Below are 21,604 nucleotides of genomic sequence, written 5' to 3'. Positions count from 1 at the left end.
GGGCGTGCCACGCGGACGGTTACGGGTCTACCTCGGGGCGGCCCCCGGGGTCGGCAAAACCTTCGCGATGCTCGGCGAGGGCCGCCGGGCGCTGGCGCGTGGCAGGGACGTGGTCGTGGGTCTCGTCGAGACCCACGGCCGCGCCCACACCGCCGCGCTGCTCGACGGCATGGAGGTCGTCCCCCGCAAGACCATGGTCCACCGGGGGACGACCTTCACCGAGCTCGACGTCGACGCCGTCATCGCCAGGGCCCCCAGGGTCGCGCTGATCGACGAGCTGGCGCACACCAACGTGCCCGGCTCCCGCAACGTCAAGCGCTGGCAGGACATCGAGGACATCCTCGACGCCGGCATCGACGTGATCTCCACCGTGAACATCCAGCACCTGGAGTCGGTCAACGACGTCGTCCAGGAGATCACCGGCATTCCGCAGCGCGAGACCGTGCCGGACGAGGTCGTACGGCGGGCCGACCAGGTCGAGCTGGTCGACATGGCCCCGGAGGCGCTCCGCCGCCGGATGGCCCACGGCAACGTGTACACGCCCGAGAAGATCGACGCGGCGCTGTCGAACTACTTCCGAGTCGGCAACCTCACCGCGCTGCGCGAGCTCGCCCTGCTCTGGGTCGCCGGGAAGGTCGACGACCAGCTCGACCGCTACCGGGCCGAGCACGGGATCGCCACGACCTGGGAGGCGCGCGAGCGCGTCGTGGTCGCGCTGACCGGCGGCCCCGAGGGCGACACGCTGGTACGGCGGGCCGCCCGGATCGCGGCCAGGACCAAGGGCGCCGACCTGCTGGCCGTCCACGTCACCCGGGCCGACGGCCTGACCGGGGAGGACCCCGCCAACCTGGCCCGCCAGCGCACTCTCGTGGAGAGCCTGGGCGGCACCTACCACCAGGTTGTAGGCGAGGACATCGCCCGCGCCCTGCTCGATTTCGCCGGTGGCGTCAACGCCACCCAGCTGGTGCTCGGCGCCTCCCGGCGGGGGAGGTTCGCGCAGATCCTCGCCCGGGGAGTGGGCGTCACCACGACGGCCCTGTCCGGCTCGATCGACGTCCACATGATCACCCATGCCGAGGCGCAGAGGGGCCGCGGGCGTCCCTCGCGCGCGCGGGCCGCGCTGACCCGCGAGCGGAGGCTGACCGGGTGGGCCGTGGCCGTCGCCGGAGTCCCCGCGCTCACCGCCGCGCTCATCCCGTTCCGGGACATGCTGACGCTGCCCAGCCAGATCCTCCTCTTCCTCCTCATGGTCGTCGGCGTCGCGCTCATCGGCGGCATGTGGCCGGCCATCACCGCGGCCGTCGGCGGGTCCCTCCTGCTGAACTACTACTTCACGCCGCCCATCCACACGCTGACGATCTCCGACCCGGAGAACCTCTTCGCCCTCGTCGTGTTCATCCTGGTCGCCGCGGCGGTCAGCGCGATCGTCGACGTGGCGGCCCGCCGTACGCGAGAGGCCTCCCGCGCGGGCGCGGACGCCGAGGTGCTGTCCACGCTCGCCGGGCACGTCCTGCGCGGCGAGGCCGCACTGCCGTCCCTGCTGGCCCGGCTCAGGGAGACCTTCGGCCTCGCGTCGGTCACCCTGCTGGAGCGGGCCGGGGAGCCCGGCCCCGACGACCAGTCGGAGCCCGAGGCGTGGCGGATCGTCGGCACTTCGGGCGGGCCCCCGTCCACCTGTCCCGGCGTCGCCGACACCGACGTGGTGATAGACGACGACCTCGTCCTCGCCGCGCGGGGGCGGCTGCTCGACGCCTCCGACCGCAGGGTGCTGGAGGCGTTCGCCGCCGAGGCTGCCGTCGCCCTGCGGCACGAACGGCTCGCCGAGGAGGCGCAGCAGGCCAAGCCGCTGGCCGCCGCGGACAGGATGCGGACCGCGCTCCTCGCCGCCGTCAGCCACGACCTCCGCACGCCCCTTGCGTCGGCCAAGGCGGCGGTCGAGAGCCTGCGCAGCGCAGACGTCGTGTGGTCCGACGAGGATCGCGAGGAGCTTCTCGCCACCGCCGACGAATCGCTCACCAGGCTCGATCGCCTCGTCGCCAACCTGCTCGACATGAGCCGGCTCCAGGCCGGGGTGCTCGGCCTGGCCCTCCAGCCCGTGGCGCTCGACGAGGTCGTGCCCCGGGCGATCGACGACCTCGGCCCGATCGGCGACGGCGTCCGCGCCGACACCCCGGCCGAACTGCCGGAGGTCGTCGCCGACCCGGCCCTCCTCGAACGGGTCCTGGTCAACCTGATGTCCAACGCCGTCCGCTACAACCCGCCGGGCGACAAGGTGCTGGTCACCGCCAGCTCGCACAGCGAGCAGGTCGAGGTCCGCGTCGTCGACCGGGGGCCCGGCATCCCGCGCGAGGCCCACGACCGCGTCTTCATGCCGTTCCAGCGCCTCGGCGACCGCGACAACCACACCGGAGTCGGCCTCGGCCTCGCGCTGTCCCGGGGGCTCGCCGAGGCCATGGGCGGCACGCTGACACCCGACGACACCCCCGGAGGAGGTCTCACCATGATCCTTACACTGCCCATCTCGTCGCCCGCGCAGGCCGTACAGGCGGCGTCATGACCCGCATCCTCGTGGTGGACGACGAACCGCAGATCCTGCGCGCGCTCCGGATCAACCTCGCCGCCCGCCACTACGAGGTCGCGGTGGCCGCCGACGGCGGCGCGGCGCTGCGCCAGGCCGCCGACTGGCAGCCCGATCTGATCATGCTCGACCTCGGCCTGCCCGACATCGACGGCGTGGACGTCATCCACGGAGTGCGCGGCTGGAGCTCGATTCCGATCATCGTGCTGTCCGGGCGGGCGAGCAACCAGGACAAGATCGACGCCCTCGACGCCGGGGCCGACGACTACGTCACCAAGCCGTTCGGCATCGACGAGCTGCTCGCCCGCGTCCGGGCGGTCACCCGCCGGGCCGCCGTCCAGGACGAGGAGCTCGCGCAGGTGCAGGTCGGCGAGCACGTCGTGGACCTGAGCCGGAAGACGGTCTCCAGCGGGGTACGGCTGACGCCCACCGAGTGGCACATCCTGGAGATCCTGCTCCGCAACCCCGGCAAGCTCGTCAGCCAGCGGCAGCTGCTGGCCGAGGTGTGGGGCGCCAAGTTCGTCAAGGAGACCCACTACCTCCGGCAGTACATGGTCCAGCTCCGCCGCAAGCTCGAAGCCGACCCGGCCCATCCGGCGCATCTGATCACGGAGCCGGGAATGGGCTACCGCTTCATGCCCTGAATCCGGCGCCGGCCACGTGGTGGCGGCGCCGGAATGCGGAATGGGCGAGCCGTCAGGAGGCCGGGAAGCCCGGGTCGCCGCCCAGTTGCAGCGCGCCGTTGAGGACGATCTGGGTCAGCGTGAACTCTTTCTTCGCGTTGGTCCACGTGATCGAGCCGGTGGCGCCGCCGACCAGCGCGTCGGCGGACGGCAGGGCGTCGGGCACGTCGCCGGCGATCCATTCGGGGATCTTCTCCAGAACGGCCGCGATGGTTCCGATGATGCCGGCGGCGACGACCGCGACGACGATCCGGATGATGAGCCGCTTGGAGGCGGTCGCGACGTTGGAGGCCACGAGGCTGGCGACGGCGAGGATCACGTCGGCCGCGATCTCCACGCCCTGGACCCACGGCGCCACCTCGGACCAGCCCTTCTTCCTGGGTTCCTTCGTCTCCACGAAGGTGAGTGTCTGGGTGCCGTCGGCCTTCTTTCCCAGGGCCAGCGTGGCGTAGTGGGTGACCTCGGCGTAGGCGTCGATGCCGGGCGAGATGTTGGTCTTGACGTAGGAGTAGGTGATGAGCTCGTTGCCGTTGAGGCTGACCTCGAAGGTCGTCATCTGGGGGTGGTAGTCGATCAGCCCGACCCGCACGGGGTCGAGGGCCACCTCGGCGGTGGCCTCTATCTGCGTGTTGTTGTTCGCCACCCGGAATGTCTTGGGGTCCGCCTTGGGGAAGTGGCCGATGACGGCGGGCAGCGCCATCTTGGTCATGAACCGCTCGGGCGAGATGCTCAGACCGGCGCGGGCTCCGTACGGGAGCGCCCCCGCCGCCAGCTCGTCGAGTGTCCCGGCGATGCTCCGGCCCTCCGTCATGCACAGGACGCCGAGCAACGCGTCATCGGTGCTTTTGGCGTCCGCGTAGGCGTACGCGGTGTAGGTGGGCTTGAGCCAGGCGAAGGCGCCGCCGGCCTCCGACTCCGTCTTGCCGATGTTGACCGTGGCGAACACGTGGTCGAACTGGTCGAGGTTGGCGTTGGACCACTCCTGCAGCAGCTGCATGAGCGCGTTGTCCAGGCCGGAGTTCTGCGCGGGCGAGGTGTAGGTCACCGACGAGACCTCCACGACGGGCCGGTCGGGGTTGCCGCCCTTGGTCTGGAGGCGCAGCTCCCTGTCGCCGGGGCCGGTCTCTCCCGAGTCCGGCAGGTAGATCAGGTGGACCAGCGCGTACGCGACCCCGCCGGTCACCTCGTGGGACTTGCCGTTGGTGGTCACCGAGGCGGTGAACGGCAGATGCATGCGGACGTCCGTCCCGGAGCCCGCCCCCGTGGCCAGCGACCAGGCCCCGAAGGTGCCGGCGCCGTCGATCTGGGGGCCGAAGTCGGACGCCTGAATCGTGGCCTGCCACTTCTCGGGCGACTTCCCGCGCGCGGCGATGGCGCGGTTCACATCGGTCAGGCGAATCGCGAACACCGTGTCCCAGCCGTTGGTGGTGAAGGTCACGCTGGACTTGATCTGTTCGTTGTCGAGCCGGGCCGCGTCGAGGACATTGCGGTTCTCCGCCGTCCTCGCGTCCCGCAGTTCGAGGTGGAGCAGCTGGTCCTTGTCGAAATCGAGCGGTACCCGCAGTGTCATGATTCTCTCCGACTGAAGATCGATGGGTGGAGATCGATGGGTGGATCGATGGGTGGATCGATGGGTTTTCGGGCGGGCCGTCAGGCCAGACGCCCGCTGATGAAGAAGCACTCGTCGAGCGCGGCGCGCTCGACGACTGTGGCGCGCGACCCGCACCACCGCACTGACCGGTTCCCCCACTGGTCCAGCCCGGTGATGCCGCCCCGCGAGCCCAGAGCGGCGGCGATGTCGTCGCTCACGATGGTCACGACGAGCTGGGTGATCCCCTCGACGAGTATTCCGCCGAGAATGAACCAGAGCGGGATGTCCGCCTCGGAGCCGCTCTTCGGATCGCGGTCGGTGGTGAACGAGATGGTGGCGGACGCCGGGTCGAAGACCATTCGCGACTGGCTGGTCACCCAGTAGGTCATCGAGATCCCGGCTTTGAGGTCGCAGTCGCCCTCGACCCGGACGGCCAGGTCTCCGCCGATCACCGAGACCGACAGGAAGGTCACCCGAGGCGTGTACCAGATCGCTCCCTCCTTGAGCGATCTGATCGAGAAGGCGGAGGTGTTGCGGATCGCTCCCCAGGCGGGGTCGTAGACCATGTCCGCGATGGAGGCGTCGCCGCCGAACACCTGAGGCAGTCCGGGCCGGACGACGGCGGTCAGGAACAGTTCCGGCGACATGCCGAAGACCACCTCTCGGCCGTCGGCCAGCAGCTCGGGCTCGATCGTCCGAGGCAGCCTGGCGATGTCGCGCGTGTCGGTGACCCCCAGCACCGCCACGTATCCGGCATCGCGGGTGCGGACGTAGATGTACGCCGCCTGGACCGGCGCGAGCGGGTCTCCCGTGCCGGGCGGCACCAGGTTGACCTGCGCGAGCACGAATGACAACGCCGAGGCCCGGTCGGCCAGAGAGCCCGCGATGCCGTCCAGCACCGTGCGCTGCCCGAGGTCGCCCAGCTCGGCCAGGGTCGCCGCCGGACCGGTCAACGCGACCGGCGTGACGACTCCGGGCACGGGGCTGTCCCCCGTCTTCGCGGCCTTCCGCAGGGAGAAGACGAGATTCCCCGGCCCGGAAGAAAGATCGCTGGGAAGGAGTTCGAGTGAGACCGTGACGACGGCGGTGAGACCCGCCAGGTCGATCGCCCTGCCCGATCCCGCCTGCACCGTTCCCGTCGCGATCGGCAGCGCCAGGCGCAGGAGGTCCCCTGTGTCGCCGGGCAGGATCCGCCAGGCCGACAGGGTCCCCGAGCCCCGGTAAGGGGTCCCGAACGTGTCTCCCGCGAAGGAGAAGTCCCCGATCAACTCGCGCTCGGCCAGGATCCGGTTGACGGACTCGACCGACAAAGCGGTCACGGTGTCCCAGCCGGAGAGCTTCATGAATCACCCCCGTAGGTGAGCCGCCCCCGATTTGGGGATGGCACGAGCATGTGCCCAGGCGATCGCCGTTCGATTTACAGCGGATTGTGGGAAACCGGTCACGCTTGCCCCCGGCGCCAAGGACGGCAGCCGCGTTTCGATGGGCGGCCGGGGCGGCGGTGAGCGAGTGGCGGATCTCGCTCGCGGAGATCGGTGATCACTGTGATCGCTTCCGCGTGCCGGCCTCCGCGAGGAGTCAGGAAGGCGTAGGGATATCGATCCCCGCCGTCAAGGATGCGTCAGAGAGTGCCGGGACAGGGCTGCCCTGGGGTGACGATGAGGACATATCCCTTATAGGAGGACGTGATGTCCGCAGCGCTCACCTCCGTCTCGGCCCCCACGACGAAGGAGCCTCCCGATAGCGACGACAGGCACCGGCTGAGTGTGATCGGTGGCCTGGCAGCCCTGTCGCTCGACGCGATGGCGTCCGTGGCGTACGGTCCCGAGGCGATCGTCATCGTGCTGGCCCTCGCGGGAGGCGCCGGGCTCGGGTTCACCATCCCGGTCACACTCACCATCGCCGGGCTGCTGGCCGTCCTGACGTTCTCCTACCGCCAGGTCATCGCCGCCTTCCCGGAGGGCGGCGGCGCGTACGGCGTGGCCAAGACGCACCTCGGCCGCCGGGCCGGTCTCGTCGCCGGCGCGAGCCTGATCGTCGACTACGTGCTCAACGTGGCGGTATCGGTGGCCGCCGGGGTCGCCGCGCTGACCTCGGCCTTCCCCGGGCTCCTGCCGTACACGGTCTGGCTCTGCCTGGCCGTGCTGGCCGCGGTCACGGCGATCAACCTGAAGGGCATCGCGCACAGCGCCCGCGCGTTCATCGTCCCCACTGTGATCTACGTCGGCGCGATCCTCCTGGTGATCGTGGCGGGCCTGTTCAGAGGCGCCCCCGCGACCGCCGTCCAGCACGCGGCGGCGCACGCGCAGAGCCTGCACACCGTCGGCCTCCTGCTGCTGCTCAAGGCGTTCGCCAACGGCTGCGCCTCGCTCACCGGGGTCGAGGCCATCGCCAACGCCGTTCCCTCGTTCCGGAAGCCCCGCGTCAGGCGGGCGCAGCGCGCCGAGGTCGCCCTCGGCCTGCTGCTCGGCGTCATGCTGATCGGCATCGCCGCGCTGATCGAGAAGTTCGCCATCGCGCCGGTGGGCGGGGTCACCGTGCTCGCCCAGGTCACCCAGGCCTCGCTCGGCGACGGTCCGCTGTTCTACCTCGTGCAGTTCTCCACCGTGGTGCTGCTCGCGCTCGCGGCCAACACGTCCTTCGGCGGCCTGCCGGTCCTCGCCCGGTTGCTGGCGAGCGACAACAACCTGCCGCACTTCTTCGCGCTGCGCGCCGACCGGCACGTCCACCGGTACGGCATCGCCTTCCTGGCCATCACCTCGGGCCTCCTGCTGGTGATCTCCCGGGGCGACGTGAACCTGCTGGTGCCGCTCTTCGCGATCGGCGTGTTCGTCGGCTTCACGCTGTCCCAGGCCGGGATGGTCAAGCACTGGTTCCGGGCCCGGCCGGACGGCTGGCGGTGGCGGGCGGCGCTCAACGGCTTTGGCGCGCTGCTGACCTCCGTCGCGGCCGTCGTGGTCACCGTCTCCAAGTTCGCGGAGGGCGGCTGGCTGATCGTGGTCGCGCTGCCGTTGATGGTGCTGGCGATGCGGTGGGTCCACAGGTCGTACGCCCGGATCGGCGAGCGGCTGGAGCTCGGGAAGACCCCCGTCCCGCCCCGGCCGCGCCGTTCACTCGTGGTGGTTCCCGTCAGCGCGGTCAACCGGCTGACGCGCGACGCCCTCGCCGCGGCGCTGTCGCTCGGCGACCGGGTCGTGGCCGTCAACGTCGCCGACCGTCATGACGCTCGGGAGGCCCGCCGGTTAGTCGAGGACTGGGAGCGCTGGCACCCCGACGTCGAGCTCGTGCAGCTCTTCGACGACCACCGCCGCCTGGACGAGCCGCTGGTCGACTACCTCAACGGCGTGCCCGAGCCGCACGTCTTCGTGCTCATCGCCGAGGTCGAGCCGGAGCACGCCTGGCAGCGGATGCTGCAGAATCAGCGCGGCGCCGTCCTCGCCAGGGCGTTGCGCCGCCGTACGGACACCGTCGTCTGCCGCATGCGCTTCCGTGTCGGAGCTCCCACGGCAGGTGCGGTATGAGCCTCCGGCCCACCGGGCACTGGTTCGCGGCTCCCCCCGAAGGGGACGTCGTCGGCTCCCTGCTCGACTGGATCGCCGCGGGCGGCAGGTCGGTCGTGTGTCAGGCGGGGCTGGCGTGGGCGGCTATCACGCGCCAGCCCCGGTCGGGGGTGTAAATCCAGGTTCTGGTGAAGTTCAGACGGGCGGCGAACGGAGTGCCCCCGAAGGCGCCTTCCAGCGTGCCGAGGAACCAGGTCACCCCGGTGTGCCCTTCGACGAAGACGATCAGGTCCTCCTCGTCCACCCTGGAGAGGATCTGCGTGCGTGAACGCTGAATATCAAGATCGTCCTGCTTGGTGTAGCGGGCGCCGTCCGGCCCTCCCGTGTAGATGAGGCGGTCGTCGAGCAGTTCGTCGAGCGCGTCGGCGTCGCCGGCGAGCTGCGCCGCCTGCAGACGACGCTCGGCCTCACGCAGCGCGCTGGTCAGATCATCCGTCATGGGTGTCTCATCTCTGTGTGCCGGCGACAATCCGCTGAAGAAATCTATGGCCGGGCCGTCACAGGCGGATCACCCGCCGTTCGCCGCCGCTGCCGGCGCCCCTGCGGCCGGGACCGATCTGCCCCGTCACCCGTGCGATCACGATGCGGTGACCGTGAGGGACGCCCGGCACGCGCGTCTCGTACTTTGGGCCGATCCGGGAGAGTCTCCGGCTCTCCTACCATGACGGGATGCTCGCCCTTCTGCGCTCCTTGTGGCATGAGCCCCGTTCTCCTCATCCGCCACCGCGGGGGTGGCCGGACTGGGCGCTCGCAGGGGTGCTCGTGCCGATCGTGGTGCTCGAAGGCTTTCTGCGGCCGGATCTTTCGTGGCGGGTCGTCTCGGTGATCGTGGTCGCCGGCCTGGTGCCCACGTTGCTGTGGCGCCGGACCCTGCCGCTGCCGATGGTCGCGATCACATCCGTCATCACGGGCGCGACCCTCCTGCTGACGGGCGGCGACTCTCCGCAGATGTACGCGAGCATCTATATCCTGCTCCTGCCGTACGCGTTGTTCCGGTGGGGGTCCGGGCGCGAGGCCGTCATCGGGCTGGCGATCCTGCTCGTCAACGCCTGCCTCTCGACGGTCCTCCACTACACCGGTGTCGCCGACGCGGTCGGCGGGTTCGCCGTCCTGTCCGCGGTCGCCGCCCTCGGCGGGGCGTTCCGCTATCGGGCCAGGGCGAGGATCCGCGAGCTCGATCAGGTCAAGCTGCTCGAACGCGAACAGCTGGCCCGCGACCTGCACGACACCGTCGCCCATCACGTGTCGGCGATGGCGATCCGCGCCCAGGCGGGACTCGCCACAGCGGCGTCGCGGCCGGAGGCCGCCGCCGAGGCGCTCAAGGTGATCGAGGCGGAGGCGTCGCGCGCCCTCGCCGAGATGCGGGTCATGGTCCGCGTCCTCCGGCGGACCCAGCCGGTGGACCTGACACCCGGCCGGGGCATCGCCGATCTGGAGCGGCTCGCGAGCCGAGGCCGCCTCGGTCCCTCTGTCGACGTGAAGATCTCCGTCGACCTCGGCGACATCCCCCCGTCGGTCGGGGCGGCGATCTACCGCATCGCGCAGGAGTCGGTCACCAACGCCCGGCGGCACGCGCGTCACGCCTCCCGGATCGAGGTCCGCGTCGCCGCCGACGACACGTCGGTGTGCCTGCGCGTGAGCGACGACGGCGACACCGGCGCCGGGCGCCTGGCCGTGCGGCGCGGATACGGGCTCATCGGCATGATGGAACGCGCCGACCTGCTCGGCGGCACCTGCGAAGCCGGCCCGAGTCCGGATCGAGGCTGGACCGTGACCGCCGTGCTGCCTCGGACCGGGTCGGCGGCATGAGCGTCCGGGTGATCGTCGCCGACGATCAGGAGATCGTCCGCACCGGGCTCGCGATGATACTCGACGCCCAGCCAGGCATCGAGGTCGTCGGTGAGGCCGCCGACGGGGGGCGGGCCGTCGAGCTCGCGCGGCGCCTGCGCCCCGACGTGTGCCTGTTCGACATTCGCATGCCGGTCATCGACGGCATCGAAGCCACCCGCGCTCTCGCCGGACCCACCGTCGAGGACCCGCTCGCCGTCGTCGTCATCACAACGTTCGACCTCGACGACTACGTCTACGCCGCCCTCAGGGCGGGCGCCCGGGGCTTCCTCCTCAAGGACGCCGGTCCGGTCCTGCTGGCCCAGGCCGTCCACGCCGCCGCCGGCGGCGACGCGCTCATCGCTCCCAGCGTCACCGCGCGGCTGCTCGCGGCCTTCGCCGACGCCGCGCCCGCCTCGACGCCCGCGCAGCCGGTCGAGCCGCTCACGGACCGGGAGGAACAGGTCCTCGCCGCCGTGGCACGCGGGCGGACCAACAGCGAGATCGCCCGCGAGCTGTACATCTCCCTCAGCACCGTCAAGACCCACATCGCCAGCCTGATGGCCAAGCTCGGCGCCCGGAACCGTGTTGAGATCGCGATGTGGGCCTACGAGACAAAGCGCGTCAGGCACTGACCCCACTCCCGAGGGCGGCCCCCGAAGAAGCGCGGCTTGGGCGAGAGGGCCGCTTCCGGATGACCCACTCGGCCACGGCCAGGTTGATCACCCAGCCGGCGCCCATGAGCAGTGCTCTGGTGAGCTCGCCGGGCCTGCCGAGGATCAGTATCCAGGGCAGGTGGGTGAACACCTGCGTGCCGGCGCCCATGCCGATCGCGTAGGCGCGTGCCATCCAGGCCCGATGGCGGGCGACGTCCCGCCGCCGGATCGCGGCGAGGCCCAGAATGATGGACCCGACCATGGCCGAGCCGAACACCAGCCGGAAGCCGGAGAGAAGATCGCCGTCACCGGGAGGACGGGGATAGAACAGGGTCATCCACAGACCCGAAAGCGCCACTACCAGTCCACAGGGGACCAGGATCCGCCCGGCCGCGCGGTGCCAGCCGGGCTTCCGGCGGCGGAAACCGGAGGCGAACTGGAAGGCCCCCAGGACGCTGTACACGCTGGCACCGAGGATGTGCAGCACCACGGGCAAAGGCATCGCGAAGAACCGCGCGTTCTCCGCCGTGACCTCCGCGCCGCCGGCCAGCTCGGTCAGGCGCGCGGCCCCGGCGGCCACCGGAACGACGCTGAGCGCGATCAAGCCGGCGGGCACGAGCCACCCCGCCCTGTCGGAGGCACCTGTGTTCCGGTCGTCCGTCCGCCGGCCGCTCCGGGGCCGAGGGCGCCCCGCCTTGCTCTCGTCTGTCATGGCTCGATCGTGACGACTGGGGCGGTAGCGGCTCATCGGTGGAACGGCCTGAGTCGACCCGGCCGATCATCCACCAATCAGGCGTACTTTCGGCCGATAAGCCTGCGTGCACCGGACATAGGCGATGTCGTGCCGCCCGTCATCGGGATCTTTTGCGATACTCGATCATCGGCCTGCCTTTGCCGGGGTAGACCATCACCAGGATGTGCTGAGGCGTCCACGCAACCGAATCAGGGCCCCGATAATGCACCCGGATCCGATAGCGGCCCTTCCCCCGGAATGCGAGATTCGGCAGGTCGCTCTGCCCGTCGATCGGGTCCATCAGCTCGATGTGCCCGGTGGGGCTCTCGTAGCCGACCTCCACCACGTGGTCCCACCCCTTCAGCTCCAGAGGCGGTCTCCGGCGGTACGTCTCCAAGGTCAGGCAGATGTCGAAGTCCGAGTGGCTGAGGATCATCAAGTGCCCGGGTCTGCTGGCGACCAGCCCGTTCTTCTGGGTCTCGCTCAGCAGGTCGTCCTCCCAGGGGGCCTCCGCGCCCCCCTCGACGTACTCGAAGGACTCCAGCACGCCGTAGTCGGTGGTGGTGCGATCGCGGGCCACCCGTACGGGCTTGATCCGCGGCCGGTGCCGGGAGGAGTCGCACACCTTCTGGTTCCTGGCCGCCTCGGCCTGGAACCCGGCCTTCTCGGCGTCGACGCTCGCCCGCAGTCGGGTGGCGGCGGGAGGACAGATGGGGGCGATGAGATATGCGTCCTCGACGCGGCCCTTGTAGGCGCGGCACCCCGCGCGCCCGTACGCGAGGAGGTCCCGGTCCGACACGTTGGCGAACCCCCTGCCCTCCCGAGCTCGGCAGAGGAAGGCGTGCTCCCCGGCGATGATCATCGTGCCGTCGTCCACGGGGCACTGCCCGAGCGGGACGGTCGGGCCCGCCATGAGGTCGGCGGCGGGCAGCGACGCCAGCAGGCCCAGCGCCACGAGGACCACCGCCCCCTGGCGAAACCGGCGTGACATGACGACCCTGCGAAGCCGGTGCCGAGGGGTCCGGACGGCGGCCAGCACGCACAGCGCGGCCAGCGTGGGCGCCACGTCTCCCCGCAGGAAGAACACCACCCCGACTGGGCCGCCCCATATGTCGAGGCAGCTCCGGCTGATGCCGATGTCGGCCGCGAACGCGAGAGGGCCCGTGCCGTACGCGACCAGCAGGAGCGCCGCGAGAACCCGCGCGACGACCCTGCCGATCCGAGGACGCCGGACCCGCGTGGAGATCCATTGGGCGAGGATCGCGAATGGACATCGGCCCGGTCATCCGCCGGTTGCCCTAAAGACCGACGTCGCGCCTCATCAGGTCTTCGGGGGCCTCGCGGCGGATCACCAGGCGGGCCTCGCCCTGGCTGACGGCCACGACGGGCGGGCGGCCGGTCAGGTTGTAGGTGGAGGCCATCGAGTGGTGGTAGGCGCCGGTCGCCGCCACCGCGACCAGGTCGCCCGGGCGGATGTCCGCCGGGAGCGGCACGCCGTCGGCGATGGTGTCCCCGGCCTCGCAGTGGTGGCCGGCCACGGTCACCTCGCGCATGCCGGCCGAGGAACGGCGGCCGACCATCCGGACCGAGTAGCGCGCGCCGTAAAGGGAGGGCCGGGGGTTGTCACTCATCCCGCCGTCGACGGCGACGAAGGTCTGGGCGGCTCCGCGCTTGACCGCGACGACCCGGTAGATCGTGAGCCCGGCGGGCCCGCTGATCGCCCGTCCCGGCTCCACCGTCAGCCGCGGCACCGGAAGGCCGAGCCCGGCGCAGCGCTCCTCGACGACGGAGGTGACCGACGCGGCGAACCGGCCCAGGTCGAGGCCGGTCTCCGACTCCAGGTAGGCGATGCCGTGACCGCCGCCGAGGTCGAGCTCGGGCAGGACGACGCCGTAGGTGTCCCGGATGCGGGCGAGCTGCTCCACCAGGACGCGAGCCGCCTGCTCGTACGGCCCGGCCGTACAGATCTGGGATCCGAGGTGGCAGTGCAGCCCGGCGAGCTCCAGCCGGGGCTGCGCGAGCACCCGGGCCACGGCGTTCCCGGCGCCGCCCGCCGCGATGGACAGCCCGAACTTCTGGTGCTCGCCGCCGGTGCGGATCGCCGCATGGGCTCCCGCCTCGATGTCGGGGATGACCCTGACCAGCACCTTCTGCCGCCGGCCGATGGGGACGAGCGCCGTCAGCCGGTTGATCTCGGCGATGTTGTCCACCACGACGCGCCCGACGCCCTCGTCCACCGCCATCCGGAGCTCCTCCGGGGTCTTGGCGTTGCCGTGGAAGACGATCCGCTCAGCGGGGAACCCGGCCGAACGCGCCACAGTCAGCTCTCCGGCCGAGCACACGTCCAGGCCGAGGCCCTCGGATCGCATCCAGCTCGCCATCGCGCGGCACAGGAACGCCTTGGCCGCATAGGTGATCTCCGCGCCGGGCAGCGCCGCCTTGAAGGCGCGGCATCGCAGGCGGACGTCGGTCTCGTCGAGGACGTACGCGGGGGTGCCGAAACGGGCGGCGATCTCTGTCAGGGACACACCGCCGACCGTGGCTCCGCCGTCATCGGTGAACCGCGCCGTCGCGGACCACGGCCCGTGGGCGGCCGCCTGGAGAGACCGCGGAGCCCGCGTGAGGTCCTGGGCCCGGTCCTGAGCGAGGTCCTGGGTGAGGTCCTGGGTGAGGTCCTGAGCGAGAGCGCACATCACGCGACCCGGGCGGAGTAGCGGGGACGGGCCGGCATCGTGCCCGCGGGGTCGACGACGATGCCGATGACGTCGAGATCGCGGAGCATCTGCCGCAGAGCGGGCTCGCTGAGCCGCACCCAGTGCTGACCGGCGCCGAGCACCTTGGCCAGGCGCATCGGTGAGGAGAAGGCCACCGCGGTTCTCTTGCCCGACGCGGTCCGGAACAGGCGTACGGACATCGCGAACGCGCCCTCGTGGACCGGCACGAATAACGGGACTTCTGGCATGGGTTCCTCCAGGAACAACTCGGACAAGGAGGATGTTAAGGAGCAGATCGCCGCCACTTTCCGGTCATGACGCTTTCCTGACGCGCACACCCGCGGATCTGACGGAAGATTGACGGGCGACCTCGGATCCGCGACGCGTACGGCACGTGGCACGATTGGCGAAACGGTGCGATCTTTTGCGGTGATGTGTGAGTGAGTGGCCTCTCGGACCAGGTGCGGGCAGCGATCGCGAACAACGTCCGGCACGCGCGCCGCACGAGAGGACTGAGCATCCGCGATCTCGCTGATCGGTCCGGGTACAGCAAGGCGATGCTTTCCCAGCTCGAGCGCGGCCTGGCCAACCCGACGGTGGAGGTGCTGTCGGGCATCGCCGAATCGCTGGAGCTGTCCTTCGCCGACATCACGCGGACTCCGCTGTACGAACCTCAGGTGATGCGGCGCGCGCCGGGCGACGAAGCGGGCGCGGCGGCGGCGCGCACGCTGCTCAGCTCGCTCGACCGCCGCCGCTTCGAGGTCTACGAGTCCGCGCTTCCGGCCGAGCACACCCACGAGAGCGCGCCGCACGGGCGCGGCTCGGAGGAGTTCGCCTACGTGCTGTCCGGCGCGGTGACCCTGGAGATCGCGACCTGGACGGTCCGGCTGCGCGCCGGGGACGCGGTCAGGTTCTCCGCCGAGGCCGAGCACAGCTATCGGACGGCCGCGCGGCCGGCCCGCCTGCTGACCCTGGTCTCGATGCCGACCGACTGACGAGCCGGGCGCGGTCAGGCGGGCGGCCTGCGGAGCAGCACCATGCCGCGGTAGCTCGGCGAGCCGTACCACGCGAGGCGGTCCAGGGTCGCGGCCGGCAGCGGCAGGTCGAGGGCGTCGGCGTAGGTCTCGCCCAGGTCGGCGTCGGTCCAGGGGTCGTTGGCGTGGAACACGTCGCCGTCGAAGCCGTGGACGGTGATCCAGTGCGGGCAGCTCTCGGCGTGCATGCCGAGCTGCTCGATCAGCACGAGCGCGATCGCCCCGCCGCCGAGCGCATCGCGCAGCCTCCCGAGGTCGTACGCCGTGGTCTCGACGGCGATGTCCCGACCGGCCAGCTCGGCCCGGAACCCCGACTGGATGAACGCCCGGAGGTCGCGCTCCTCATCCGTACGGCACAGCTCCAGCAGGATCGGCTCCTCGGTGGACAGCAGCACCTCGGGGACCGCCCCGCGGCCGGCGGCGGCGAGCGCCAGGCCGAGGGGTTCGCAGCCGCCCACGGTCGTCGCCTCCCGCCACAGGCGCATCTCCTCCGCGCGGTCCGGCTCGTCCCGCAGCCCGAGGGCGCACAACGCCATCTGCAGGGCGGCGGGGCCGCAGGTGAAGTCGGTCGTCTGCCGCATGTACGGCACGGCCCTGGCGGGCGGGCGGTCCCGCCAGCGCACCTGGGCGAATCCGGTGTCGCGTGGATCGGCGGTCACGGGAGCCGCCCAGGCCGGAACCGGCAGCTCCCGGTAGCCCCGGTCGAGCGACCGCCGCCAGGCGGCGTCCCTCTCGGGGAACCACCGCTTCACCGCGACCGCGCCCTCCCGGAAGGCCCGCTCCTCGACGGCGGCCACGAGCGCGTCGCCCACGCCCTCGTCCGGGGCCCAAACATCGACGATCTTGCGGTATGCGGTCATGGGCCGGTGGACCTCGAAGGCGGCGCCGGCCAGCGCCCCGTCCCTCCTGGCGGTCACGAGCGTGCGGACCTGGGCGCCGCCCGCGAGCCGCCAGCGGCGCAGGAGATCCTCGGGCAGCTCCCCGGCTCCGGCGGCGACGTGTCCCACGTCGCCGATGACGGGCAGCATGTCGATCTGGAGTTCTGGCATGGTGGTCGGAACCTCGCTTAGTGGGCCGCCGGGATCGAGGCGAGCAGCCGCCGGGTGTATTCGTGTGCCGGTGAATCCAGCACGGAGGTGACCGGCCCCGCCTCCACCACGCGGCCGTGCCGCATGACGTAGATCCGGTCGGCGATCTGCCGGGCGACGGCCAGGTCGTGGGTGATGAACAGCAGGGTCAGCCCGAGCTCGCGGCGCAGGTCCGCCAGGAGGTTCAGCACCTGGGCCTGGACCGACACGTCGAGGGCGGAGACCGGCTCGTCGCACACGAGCAGGCCGGCGCGCGGAGCGAGGGCGCGGGCGATGGCGACCCGCTGGCGCTCGCCGCCGGACAGGGCCTTCGGCCTGCGCCGGGCGTACGCCGCGGGCAGTCCGACGAGTTCGAGCAGCTCGCTCACCTCCGACCTCGGGCGCCCGGCCGCGGCGAGCGCCTCGGCCAGCGACGTCCCGACGCTGAGCCCGGGATTGAGGGCGGAGTACGGGTCCTGGAACACCATCTGCAGTCGCCTGGGCCCGGCGGCGGAACCGTGGAAGACGACCCGCCCGGTGTCCGGCCGTTCCAGCCCGGCGACGCACCGCGCCAGCGTGGTCTTGCCGGAGCCCGACTCCCCGACCACCGCGACCGACTCGCCCGCCAGGAGCTCCAGGTCCACGCCGGCCAGCGCCGGCGCGGCCGCGCCGTGATACCGCTTGGCCAGCCCCTCGACTGTGAGCAGCGGCGTGGCCTCCGGAGGCGGCGCGGCTTCCTCATCGGCGTGGTGTTCATGCTCGTCCGGCCGCGCCGCCGTCTCCGGGCGGACGCAGGCCGTCCGGTGCCCAGCCGACACCTCGGTCAGCGCCGGCTCCGCCGTACGGCACGCTTCCACCGCGAACTCGCACCGCGCCGCGAAGGCGCAGGCGGCGCCGACGGAGAACGGCTGGGGCACCGAGCCGGGGATCGTCGCCAGCACCGGAAGCCGGCGCGTCAGCGGGGGGTCGCAGGCGGCCAGCCGCGCCGTATAGGGGTGGGCCGGAGCGCGGAGCACGTCGGCGGTGGCGCCCTCCTCGACCAGCCGCCCAGCGTACATGACCATGATCCGGTCCGCCCTGCTGTGGGCGAGCCGCAGGTCATGGGTGATGAGGATCAGCCCCATGCCGCGGCCGCGCTGGAGGTCGGCGATCAGCTCCAGGACCTCGTGCTGGGTGGTGACGTCGAGTGCCGTCGTCGGTTCGTCGGCGATCAGCAGGCCGGGATCGGCGGCCAGCGCGGCGGCGATCGCGGCCCGCTGGCGCATGCCGCCGGACAGCTGGAAGGGATACTTCCCGGCGACGTCGGCGGGCAGCCCGACCTCGGCCAGGAGCGCCGCGACCCGGCCGGTCCGCCGGCGTGCGGTGACCGCCCATCCGATCTGCTGGCCGATCCGATGGACCGGAGAGAGCGAGGTGAACGGGTCCTGGGGGAGCAGCGCCATCCCGGATCCCCGCACGCCGCGCCAGGACGACCTCGGGCCGCCCAGGTCGAGCCGCGTGCCGCCGATCTCCAGCCGGCCGGAGGCCCGCACCCCGTCCGGCAGCAGGCCGGCGAGCGCCTTGACGGTCATCGACTTGCCCGATCCCGACTCGCCCACGATGGCGACCGTCTCGCCGGGCGCCACCGTGAGATCGAGACCGGCGACGATGGTGCCCGGCTCCGCGGCGACCCGGAGATCCCGTACGGCGAGCAGCGGCGTGGTCATCGGGCCACCACCCGCCGGTCGAGCAGCTCCGACAGCCAGTCGCCGAGCAGGTTCACGGCCGTGGCGGTCACGATGATCAGCACCCCCGGGACGACCGCGGCGAGGGGGTTGTCGCCGAGCAGCTCCCGGCCGTCCGCGAGCTGGCGCCCCCAGTCCGGCGCGCCGGGCGGGACGCCGAGGCCGAGGTAGGACAGCGACGACAGCGCGACGAGCGCGAACGCGACGTTCAGCAGGAGGTTCGCGACGACGATCGGGAAGATGTTCGGCGCGATGTGCCGGAACATGATCCGGAAGGGCCGGATGCCGAGGAGCCGGGCCGACTCGATGTAGGGCCGTGGCGCCTGCTCGATCACCGCGCTCCGGACGACGCGCACGTCCGACGGCGAGAACAGCACGATCAGCACCGCGACGGTGATCCAGTAGCCGCGGCCGACCACGCCCGCGACGACGATCGCCAGCAGCACGGCGGGAAGCGCGAGCAGCAGGTCGGCGTAGCGGCCGGCCAGCATGTCGGCAACGCCGCCCCGATATCCCGCGACGGTGCCGAGGAAGAACCCGATCAGCATCGAGCCCGCGGCGACCACGAGCGGGCCGGCCAGCGCGGACCGGGCGCCGGCCAGCGAGAGCTGGAGGATGTCCCGGCCGAGCTGGTCGGTGCCGAACAGGTGGCCCTCGACCCCGCCGCCGACCACCCCCAGGTAGATGTCCTGGTCGAGAGCGTGCGGGGCGACGAGCTCCCGGGCCACGGCGCAGACGGCGACGGCCGCGAGGAGGGCGGCTGAGACGGCGGGCACGAGCGGCACACGGATCCGGATCATCGGCGGGCCGTCCTGGCTCGCACGCGGGGATCGATCAGCAGGTACGACAGGTCGACCAGCAGCGCCGCCGCCGAGACGACGGCGGCCACCACCAGGGTCAGCGCCTGCACCACCGGGATGTCCTTGAACAGCACCGACTCCTCCATCAGCGACCCGAGGCCGGGAAGGGCGAAGGTGACCTCGATGAGGACGGTCCCTCCGAACAGGTACGCCACCATCAGCCCCAGGCTGGTGACGATCGGGATGGCCGCGTTGCGCAGCACGACGCGCAGCACCGTCCCATCGGACAGCCCCCGGCCGCGGGCGAAGGTCACGTAGTCCTGGTCCAGCTCCCGGATCACGGCCGCCCGGGTCAGCTTCACGACGAACGCCCCCAGGCCGAGGGCGAGCGCCGCCGCCGGGAGGACGAGATGCCACAGGCCGTCGAGGAAACCGGTGCCGGTGCCGTACAACGGGAACCAGCCCAGGCCGAGCGCGAAGACGTACAGCGCGAGCAGGCCCACGGCGAAGCCCGGGGCGCTGACCCCGACCACCGACAGCCCGGCCAGCAGCCGGTCGGGCCATCGGCCCCGCCGCACGGCCGACGCGATCCCCGCCGGCACGCCCGCCAGGACCGACAGCAGGAACGCCAGCCCGGCGGTGGCCGCGGTGACCCCGGTCCGGTCCAGCATCATCGGCCCGATGGCCCCTCCGGTGCGGATGGACGTGCCGAAGTCGCCGGCCGCCGCGCGCGACAGCCACCGCCAGTACTGCTGAAGGAACGGCTCGTCCAGGTGGTACAGCGCGCGGACCTGGGCCAGGGCCTCAGGGGTGACGTTGCGGGTGCCGAGCAGGTTCCTGGCGATGTCGCCGGGTGCGAGGTACAGCAGGCCGAAGACCAGCAGCGACAGGGCCAGAAGCAGGAGCAGCGTGGCGCCGGTCCGCCGCAGGGCGAAGGCGAGGACGGTGGTGCTCAACGGTGCTCACTTCGCCGGGTAGAGGTGTCCGGGCCAGTCGGCCAGCAGGGTGTAGGAGCTGTAGTCGCTGATCCCGATGGCGTCGGTGAAGGCGGTGGCGGACTGGCCCCACCACAGCGGCAGGTACGCCAGGTCCGCGGCCTGGGCGGTCTGCGCCTCGATGAGCAGCGCGGCGCGCCTTGCCTGGTCGCGCTCCGCGGCGGCCTTGGCCATCGTCGCCGCGACCGCGCCGTTGGTGTACTTCGCCGGGTTGCCCTCGCCGAGGAACCAGCTCGCCAGCTCGCCGGGGTCTCCGGTGGTGTTGAAGTACCACATGTAGCTCAGCGCGGGCCCGGTGTTCAGCTCCGCGAGCCACTGCTCGATGGGCAGCTCCTTGACGTCGAGCGTGATCCCGATCTTCTTCAGGTCGGCGGCGAACGCCAGCGCCGCCGTGCCCAGGTGCGGCCCGGTGCTCGGGTACGACAGGGTGGCGGTGAAGCCGCCGGGCACCGAGGACTGGGCCAGCTCCTGCTTCGCCTTCTCCAGGTCGTACGCGTACTGCGGCACGGCGGCCAGCTTCGCGGTCGCCTGCTCGGGCGTCCACAGGCCGCCGAACTGCTCCGGCGTGGACAGCGCGGTGGCGACCTGGGCGCGTCCGCGCAGGATCTTCGACACGACGGCGTCGCGGTTCACCGCGTGCGCGACGGCGCGGCGGACGTGAACGTCGTCGAACGGCTTGGCCGACACGTTGAAGGTCAGCCCGGCGTACGACCGGTCCGCCGCGTAGACCACCCGGGTGCGGGCCGCCGACTCCCACTGCCGCGCCTGGGCCAGGGGGACGTTCAACGACATGTCGGTCTTGCCGGCCTTCCAGGCCAGCAGGCGGGTGTTGTCGTCGGCGATGAAGTCGAACCGGATCCTGGCGATCCTCGGCCGCGGGCCCGGCCGGCCCTCGACCCGCGTGAACTCCACGTGGGAGTCGGGCGCGAACTCGGTGACCTTGTACGGCCCCGAGCCGACCAGGAGCGACGTGGCCGTGCCGATCTGCCCCTTCGCCCGCTGCCAGGCCGCCTTGGGTGCGACCCACAGCGCGTTGACGTTGGCCGGTAGCCAGGCGAACGCCTCGCTGGGGGTCTTGCTCGTGAGCGTGATCTCGCCGGGACCGGACTTGACGGCCTTGCCGAGGCCCGCCCAGTAGGAGGCGGTGCTGGGGGAGACCTTGGGGTCCTTGGCCATCTCGATCGAGTACAGAATGTCCTCGACAGTGACCGGGCTGCCGTCGTGGAAGACCGCGTCGGTGCGGATCGTGTAGACGTAGGTCGTGGGGGACGGGTGCTCGAAGCCCGAGGCCAGAGCGGGCACGATCGTGCCGGAGGCGTCGACCCCGACCAGGCCCTCCATGCAGATGCCCGCGACGTAGTAGTTCAGAATCCCCGACTCCTGGCCGGGATAGAGGTTCGAGAGCGATCCCGGCAGCGAGACGCGCAGGACGTCGAGGTCCCCGCCCGTGTCATGGCCGATGGCGGCGTTTCCGGCCGAGCGGGCGGACGGCTGTGACGACCGCGACGTGGAAGGCGACACGCCGCACGCCTCCAGCAGCGCGGAGGCGGACAGGGCGCCCGCGCCCGTGACGGCCGCCTTCAGCAGCCCCCGGCGACTGTACGCGCCCCGCATGTCGATACCCGCCATAACCTCACCCTTC

Annotated in this window: 18 protein-coding genes; 6 read left to right on the top strand and 12 right to left on the bottom strand. The window is 71.6% G+C overall.

Features of this window, described 5'->3' with window-relative positions:
• Positions 1 to 4: 4 nt before the first annotated feature.
• Together N5079_RS18290 and N5079_RS18285 are read left to right on the top strand one after the other, a co-directional pair.
• Positions 5 to 2,557: a sensor histidine kinase gene (locus N5079_RS18290; protein WP_261585123.1), complete on the top strand. Its 2,553-nt coding sequence runs from the start codon at positions 5 to 7 to the stop codon at positions 2,555 to 2,557.
• Entirely contained in the window at positions 2,554 to 3,222 is a 669-nt protein-coding gene (locus tag N5079_RS18285; protein ID WP_261585121.1) for a response regulator, read from the top strand. The genes N5079_RS18290 and N5079_RS18285 overlap by 4 nt, the downstream gene beginning before the upstream one ends.
• A 52-nt stretch (positions 3,223 to 3,274) precedes the next feature.
• Here the strand turns inward: N5079_RS18285 and N5079_RS18280 are convergent, their stop codons facing one another.
• Positions 3,275 to 4,831 carry a TULIP family P47-like protein gene (locus N5079_RS18280; protein ID WP_261585120.1) on the bottom strand — a complete coding sequence of 519 codons (1,557 nt, stop codon included), beginning with the start codon at positions 4,829 to 4,831 and terminating at the stop codon, positions 3,275 to 3,277.
• Between the two features lie 80 nt (positions 4,832 to 4,911).
• Positions 4,912 to 6,195, bottom strand: a complete 1,284-nt coding sequence (locus N5079_RS18275) for a TULIP family P47-like protein (protein ID WP_261585119.1) — start codon at positions 6,193 to 6,195, stop codon at positions 4,912 to 4,914.
• Positions 6,196 to 6,540: 345 nt separating this feature from the next.
• Here N5079_RS18275 and N5079_RS18270 point away from each other — a divergent pair, with 345 nt between their 5' ends.
• Positions 6,541 to 8,373 (top strand): APC family permease, encoded by a 1,833-nt coding sequence (locus N5079_RS18270; RefSeq protein ID WP_261585118.1) that lies wholly within the window; start codon positions 6,541 to 6,543, stop codon positions 8,371 to 8,373.
• A 100-nt stretch (positions 8,374 to 8,473) separates the two neighbouring features.
• Here N5079_RS18270 and N5079_RS18265 read toward each other — a convergent pair whose 3' ends face one another.
• Positions 8,474 to 8,851, bottom strand: a complete 378-nt coding sequence (locus N5079_RS18265) for a nuclear transport factor 2 family protein (RefSeq protein WP_261585117.1) — start codon at positions 8,849 to 8,851, stop codon at positions 8,474 to 8,476.
• Positions 8,852 to 9,081: 230 nt separating this feature from the next.
• Between N5079_RS18265 and N5079_RS18260 the strand changes: the two genes are divergently transcribed.
• Complete coding sequence (locus N5079_RS18260) at positions 9,082 to 10,221, top strand: sensor histidine kinase (RefSeq protein ID WP_261585116.1); 1,140 nt, start codon at positions 9,082 to 9,084, stop codon at positions 10,219 to 10,221.
• Entirely contained in the window at positions 10,218 to 10,874 is a 657-nt protein-coding gene (locus N5079_RS18255; protein ID WP_261585115.1) for a response regulator, read from the top strand. Before N5079_RS18260 ends, N5079_RS18255 begins: the two co-directional genes overlap by 4 nt.
• Here N5079_RS18255 and N5079_RS18250 read toward each other — a convergent pair.
• The 4 genes from N5079_RS18250 to N5079_RS18235 all read right to left on the bottom strand — a co-directional run bounded on the left by N5079_RS18250 (position 10,864) and on the right by N5079_RS18235 (position 14,590).
• Entirely contained in the window at positions 10,864 to 11,607 is a 744-nt protein-coding gene (locus N5079_RS18250) for a DUF2306 domain-containing protein (protein ID WP_261585114.1), read from the bottom strand. The two genes, N5079_RS18255 and N5079_RS18250, sit on opposite strands and share 11 nt — an antisense overlap.
• A gap of 139 nt (positions 11,608 to 11,746) precedes the next feature.
• Positions 11,747 to 12,715: a hypothetical protein gene (locus tag N5079_RS18245; RefSeq protein ID WP_261585113.1), complete on the bottom strand. Its 969-nt coding sequence runs from the start codon at positions 12,713 to 12,715 to the stop codon at positions 11,747 to 11,749.
• A 211-nt stretch (positions 12,716 to 12,926) separates the two neighbouring features.
• Positions 12,927 to 14,321 (bottom strand): diaminopimelate decarboxylase, encoded by a 1,395-nt coding sequence (gene lysA / locus N5079_RS18240; protein ID WP_261585112.1) that lies wholly within the window; start codon positions 14,319 to 14,321, stop codon positions 12,927 to 12,929.
• A complete protein-coding gene (locus N5079_RS18235) occupies positions 14,321 to 14,590 on the bottom strand; it encodes an SAV_915 family protein (RefSeq protein WP_261585111.1) in 270 nt (89 codons plus the stop codon). The genes lysA and N5079_RS18235 overlap by 1 nt, the downstream gene beginning before the upstream one ends.
• 192 nt (positions 14,591 to 14,782) lie before the next feature.
• On the opposite strand from N5079_RS18235, the gene N5079_RS18230 reads away from it, so the two are divergent.
• Positions 14,783 to 15,337 carry a helix-turn-helix domain-containing protein gene (locus N5079_RS18230; RefSeq protein ID WP_261585110.1) on the top strand — a complete coding sequence of 185 codons (555 nt, stop codon included), beginning with the start codon at positions 14,783 to 14,785 and terminating at the stop codon, positions 15,335 to 15,337.
• A gap of 14 nt (positions 15,338 to 15,351) precedes the next feature.
• Here the strand turns inward: N5079_RS18230 and N5079_RS18225 are convergent, their stop codons facing one another.
• From N5079_RS18225 to N5079_RS18205, 5 genes are read right to left on the bottom strand one after another with little or no spacing between them, the layout of a single operon-like run.
• Positions 15,352 to 16,425 carry a peptidase C39 family protein gene (locus tag N5079_RS18225; RefSeq protein ID WP_261585109.1) on the bottom strand — a complete coding sequence of 358 codons (1,074 nt, stop codon included), beginning with the start codon at positions 16,423 to 16,425 and terminating at the stop codon, positions 15,352 to 15,354.
• A 17-nt stretch (positions 16,426 to 16,442) separates the two neighbouring features.
• Positions 16,443 to 18,149 carry an ABC transporter ATP-binding protein gene (locus tag N5079_RS18220; RefSeq protein WP_261585108.1) on the bottom strand — a complete coding sequence of 569 codons (1,707 nt, stop codon included), beginning with the start codon at positions 18,147 to 18,149 and terminating at the stop codon, positions 16,443 to 16,445.
• Positions 18,146 to 18,967: an ABC transporter permease gene (locus N5079_RS18215; protein WP_261585107.1), complete on the bottom strand. Its 822-nt coding sequence runs from the start codon at positions 18,965 to 18,967 to the stop codon at positions 18,146 to 18,148. Before N5079_RS18215 ends, N5079_RS18220 begins: the two co-directional genes overlap by 4 nt.
• On the bottom strand, positions 18,964 to 19,923 hold the full coding sequence (locus N5079_RS18210) for an ABC transporter permease (protein ID WP_261585106.1): 960 nt from the start codon (positions 19,921 to 19,923) through the stop codon (positions 18,964 to 18,966). Before N5079_RS18210 ends, N5079_RS18215 begins: the two co-directional genes overlap by 4 nt.
• A gap of 6 nt (positions 19,924 to 19,929) precedes the next feature.
• Complete coding sequence (locus N5079_RS18205; RefSeq protein ID WP_261585105.1) at positions 19,930 to 21,591, bottom strand: ABC transporter substrate-binding protein; 1,662 nt, start codon at positions 21,589 to 21,591, stop codon at positions 19,930 to 19,932.
• Between the last annotated feature and the right edge of the window lie 13 nt (positions 21,592 to 21,604).

This window comes from Planotetraspora sp. A-T 1434 (genome assembly GCF_025420585.1).
GTDB lineage: Bacteria > Actinomycetota > Actinomycetes > Streptosporangiales > Streptosporangiaceae > JAOEGB01.
This window is presented reverse-complemented; position numbering and strand designations above follow the sequence as displayed.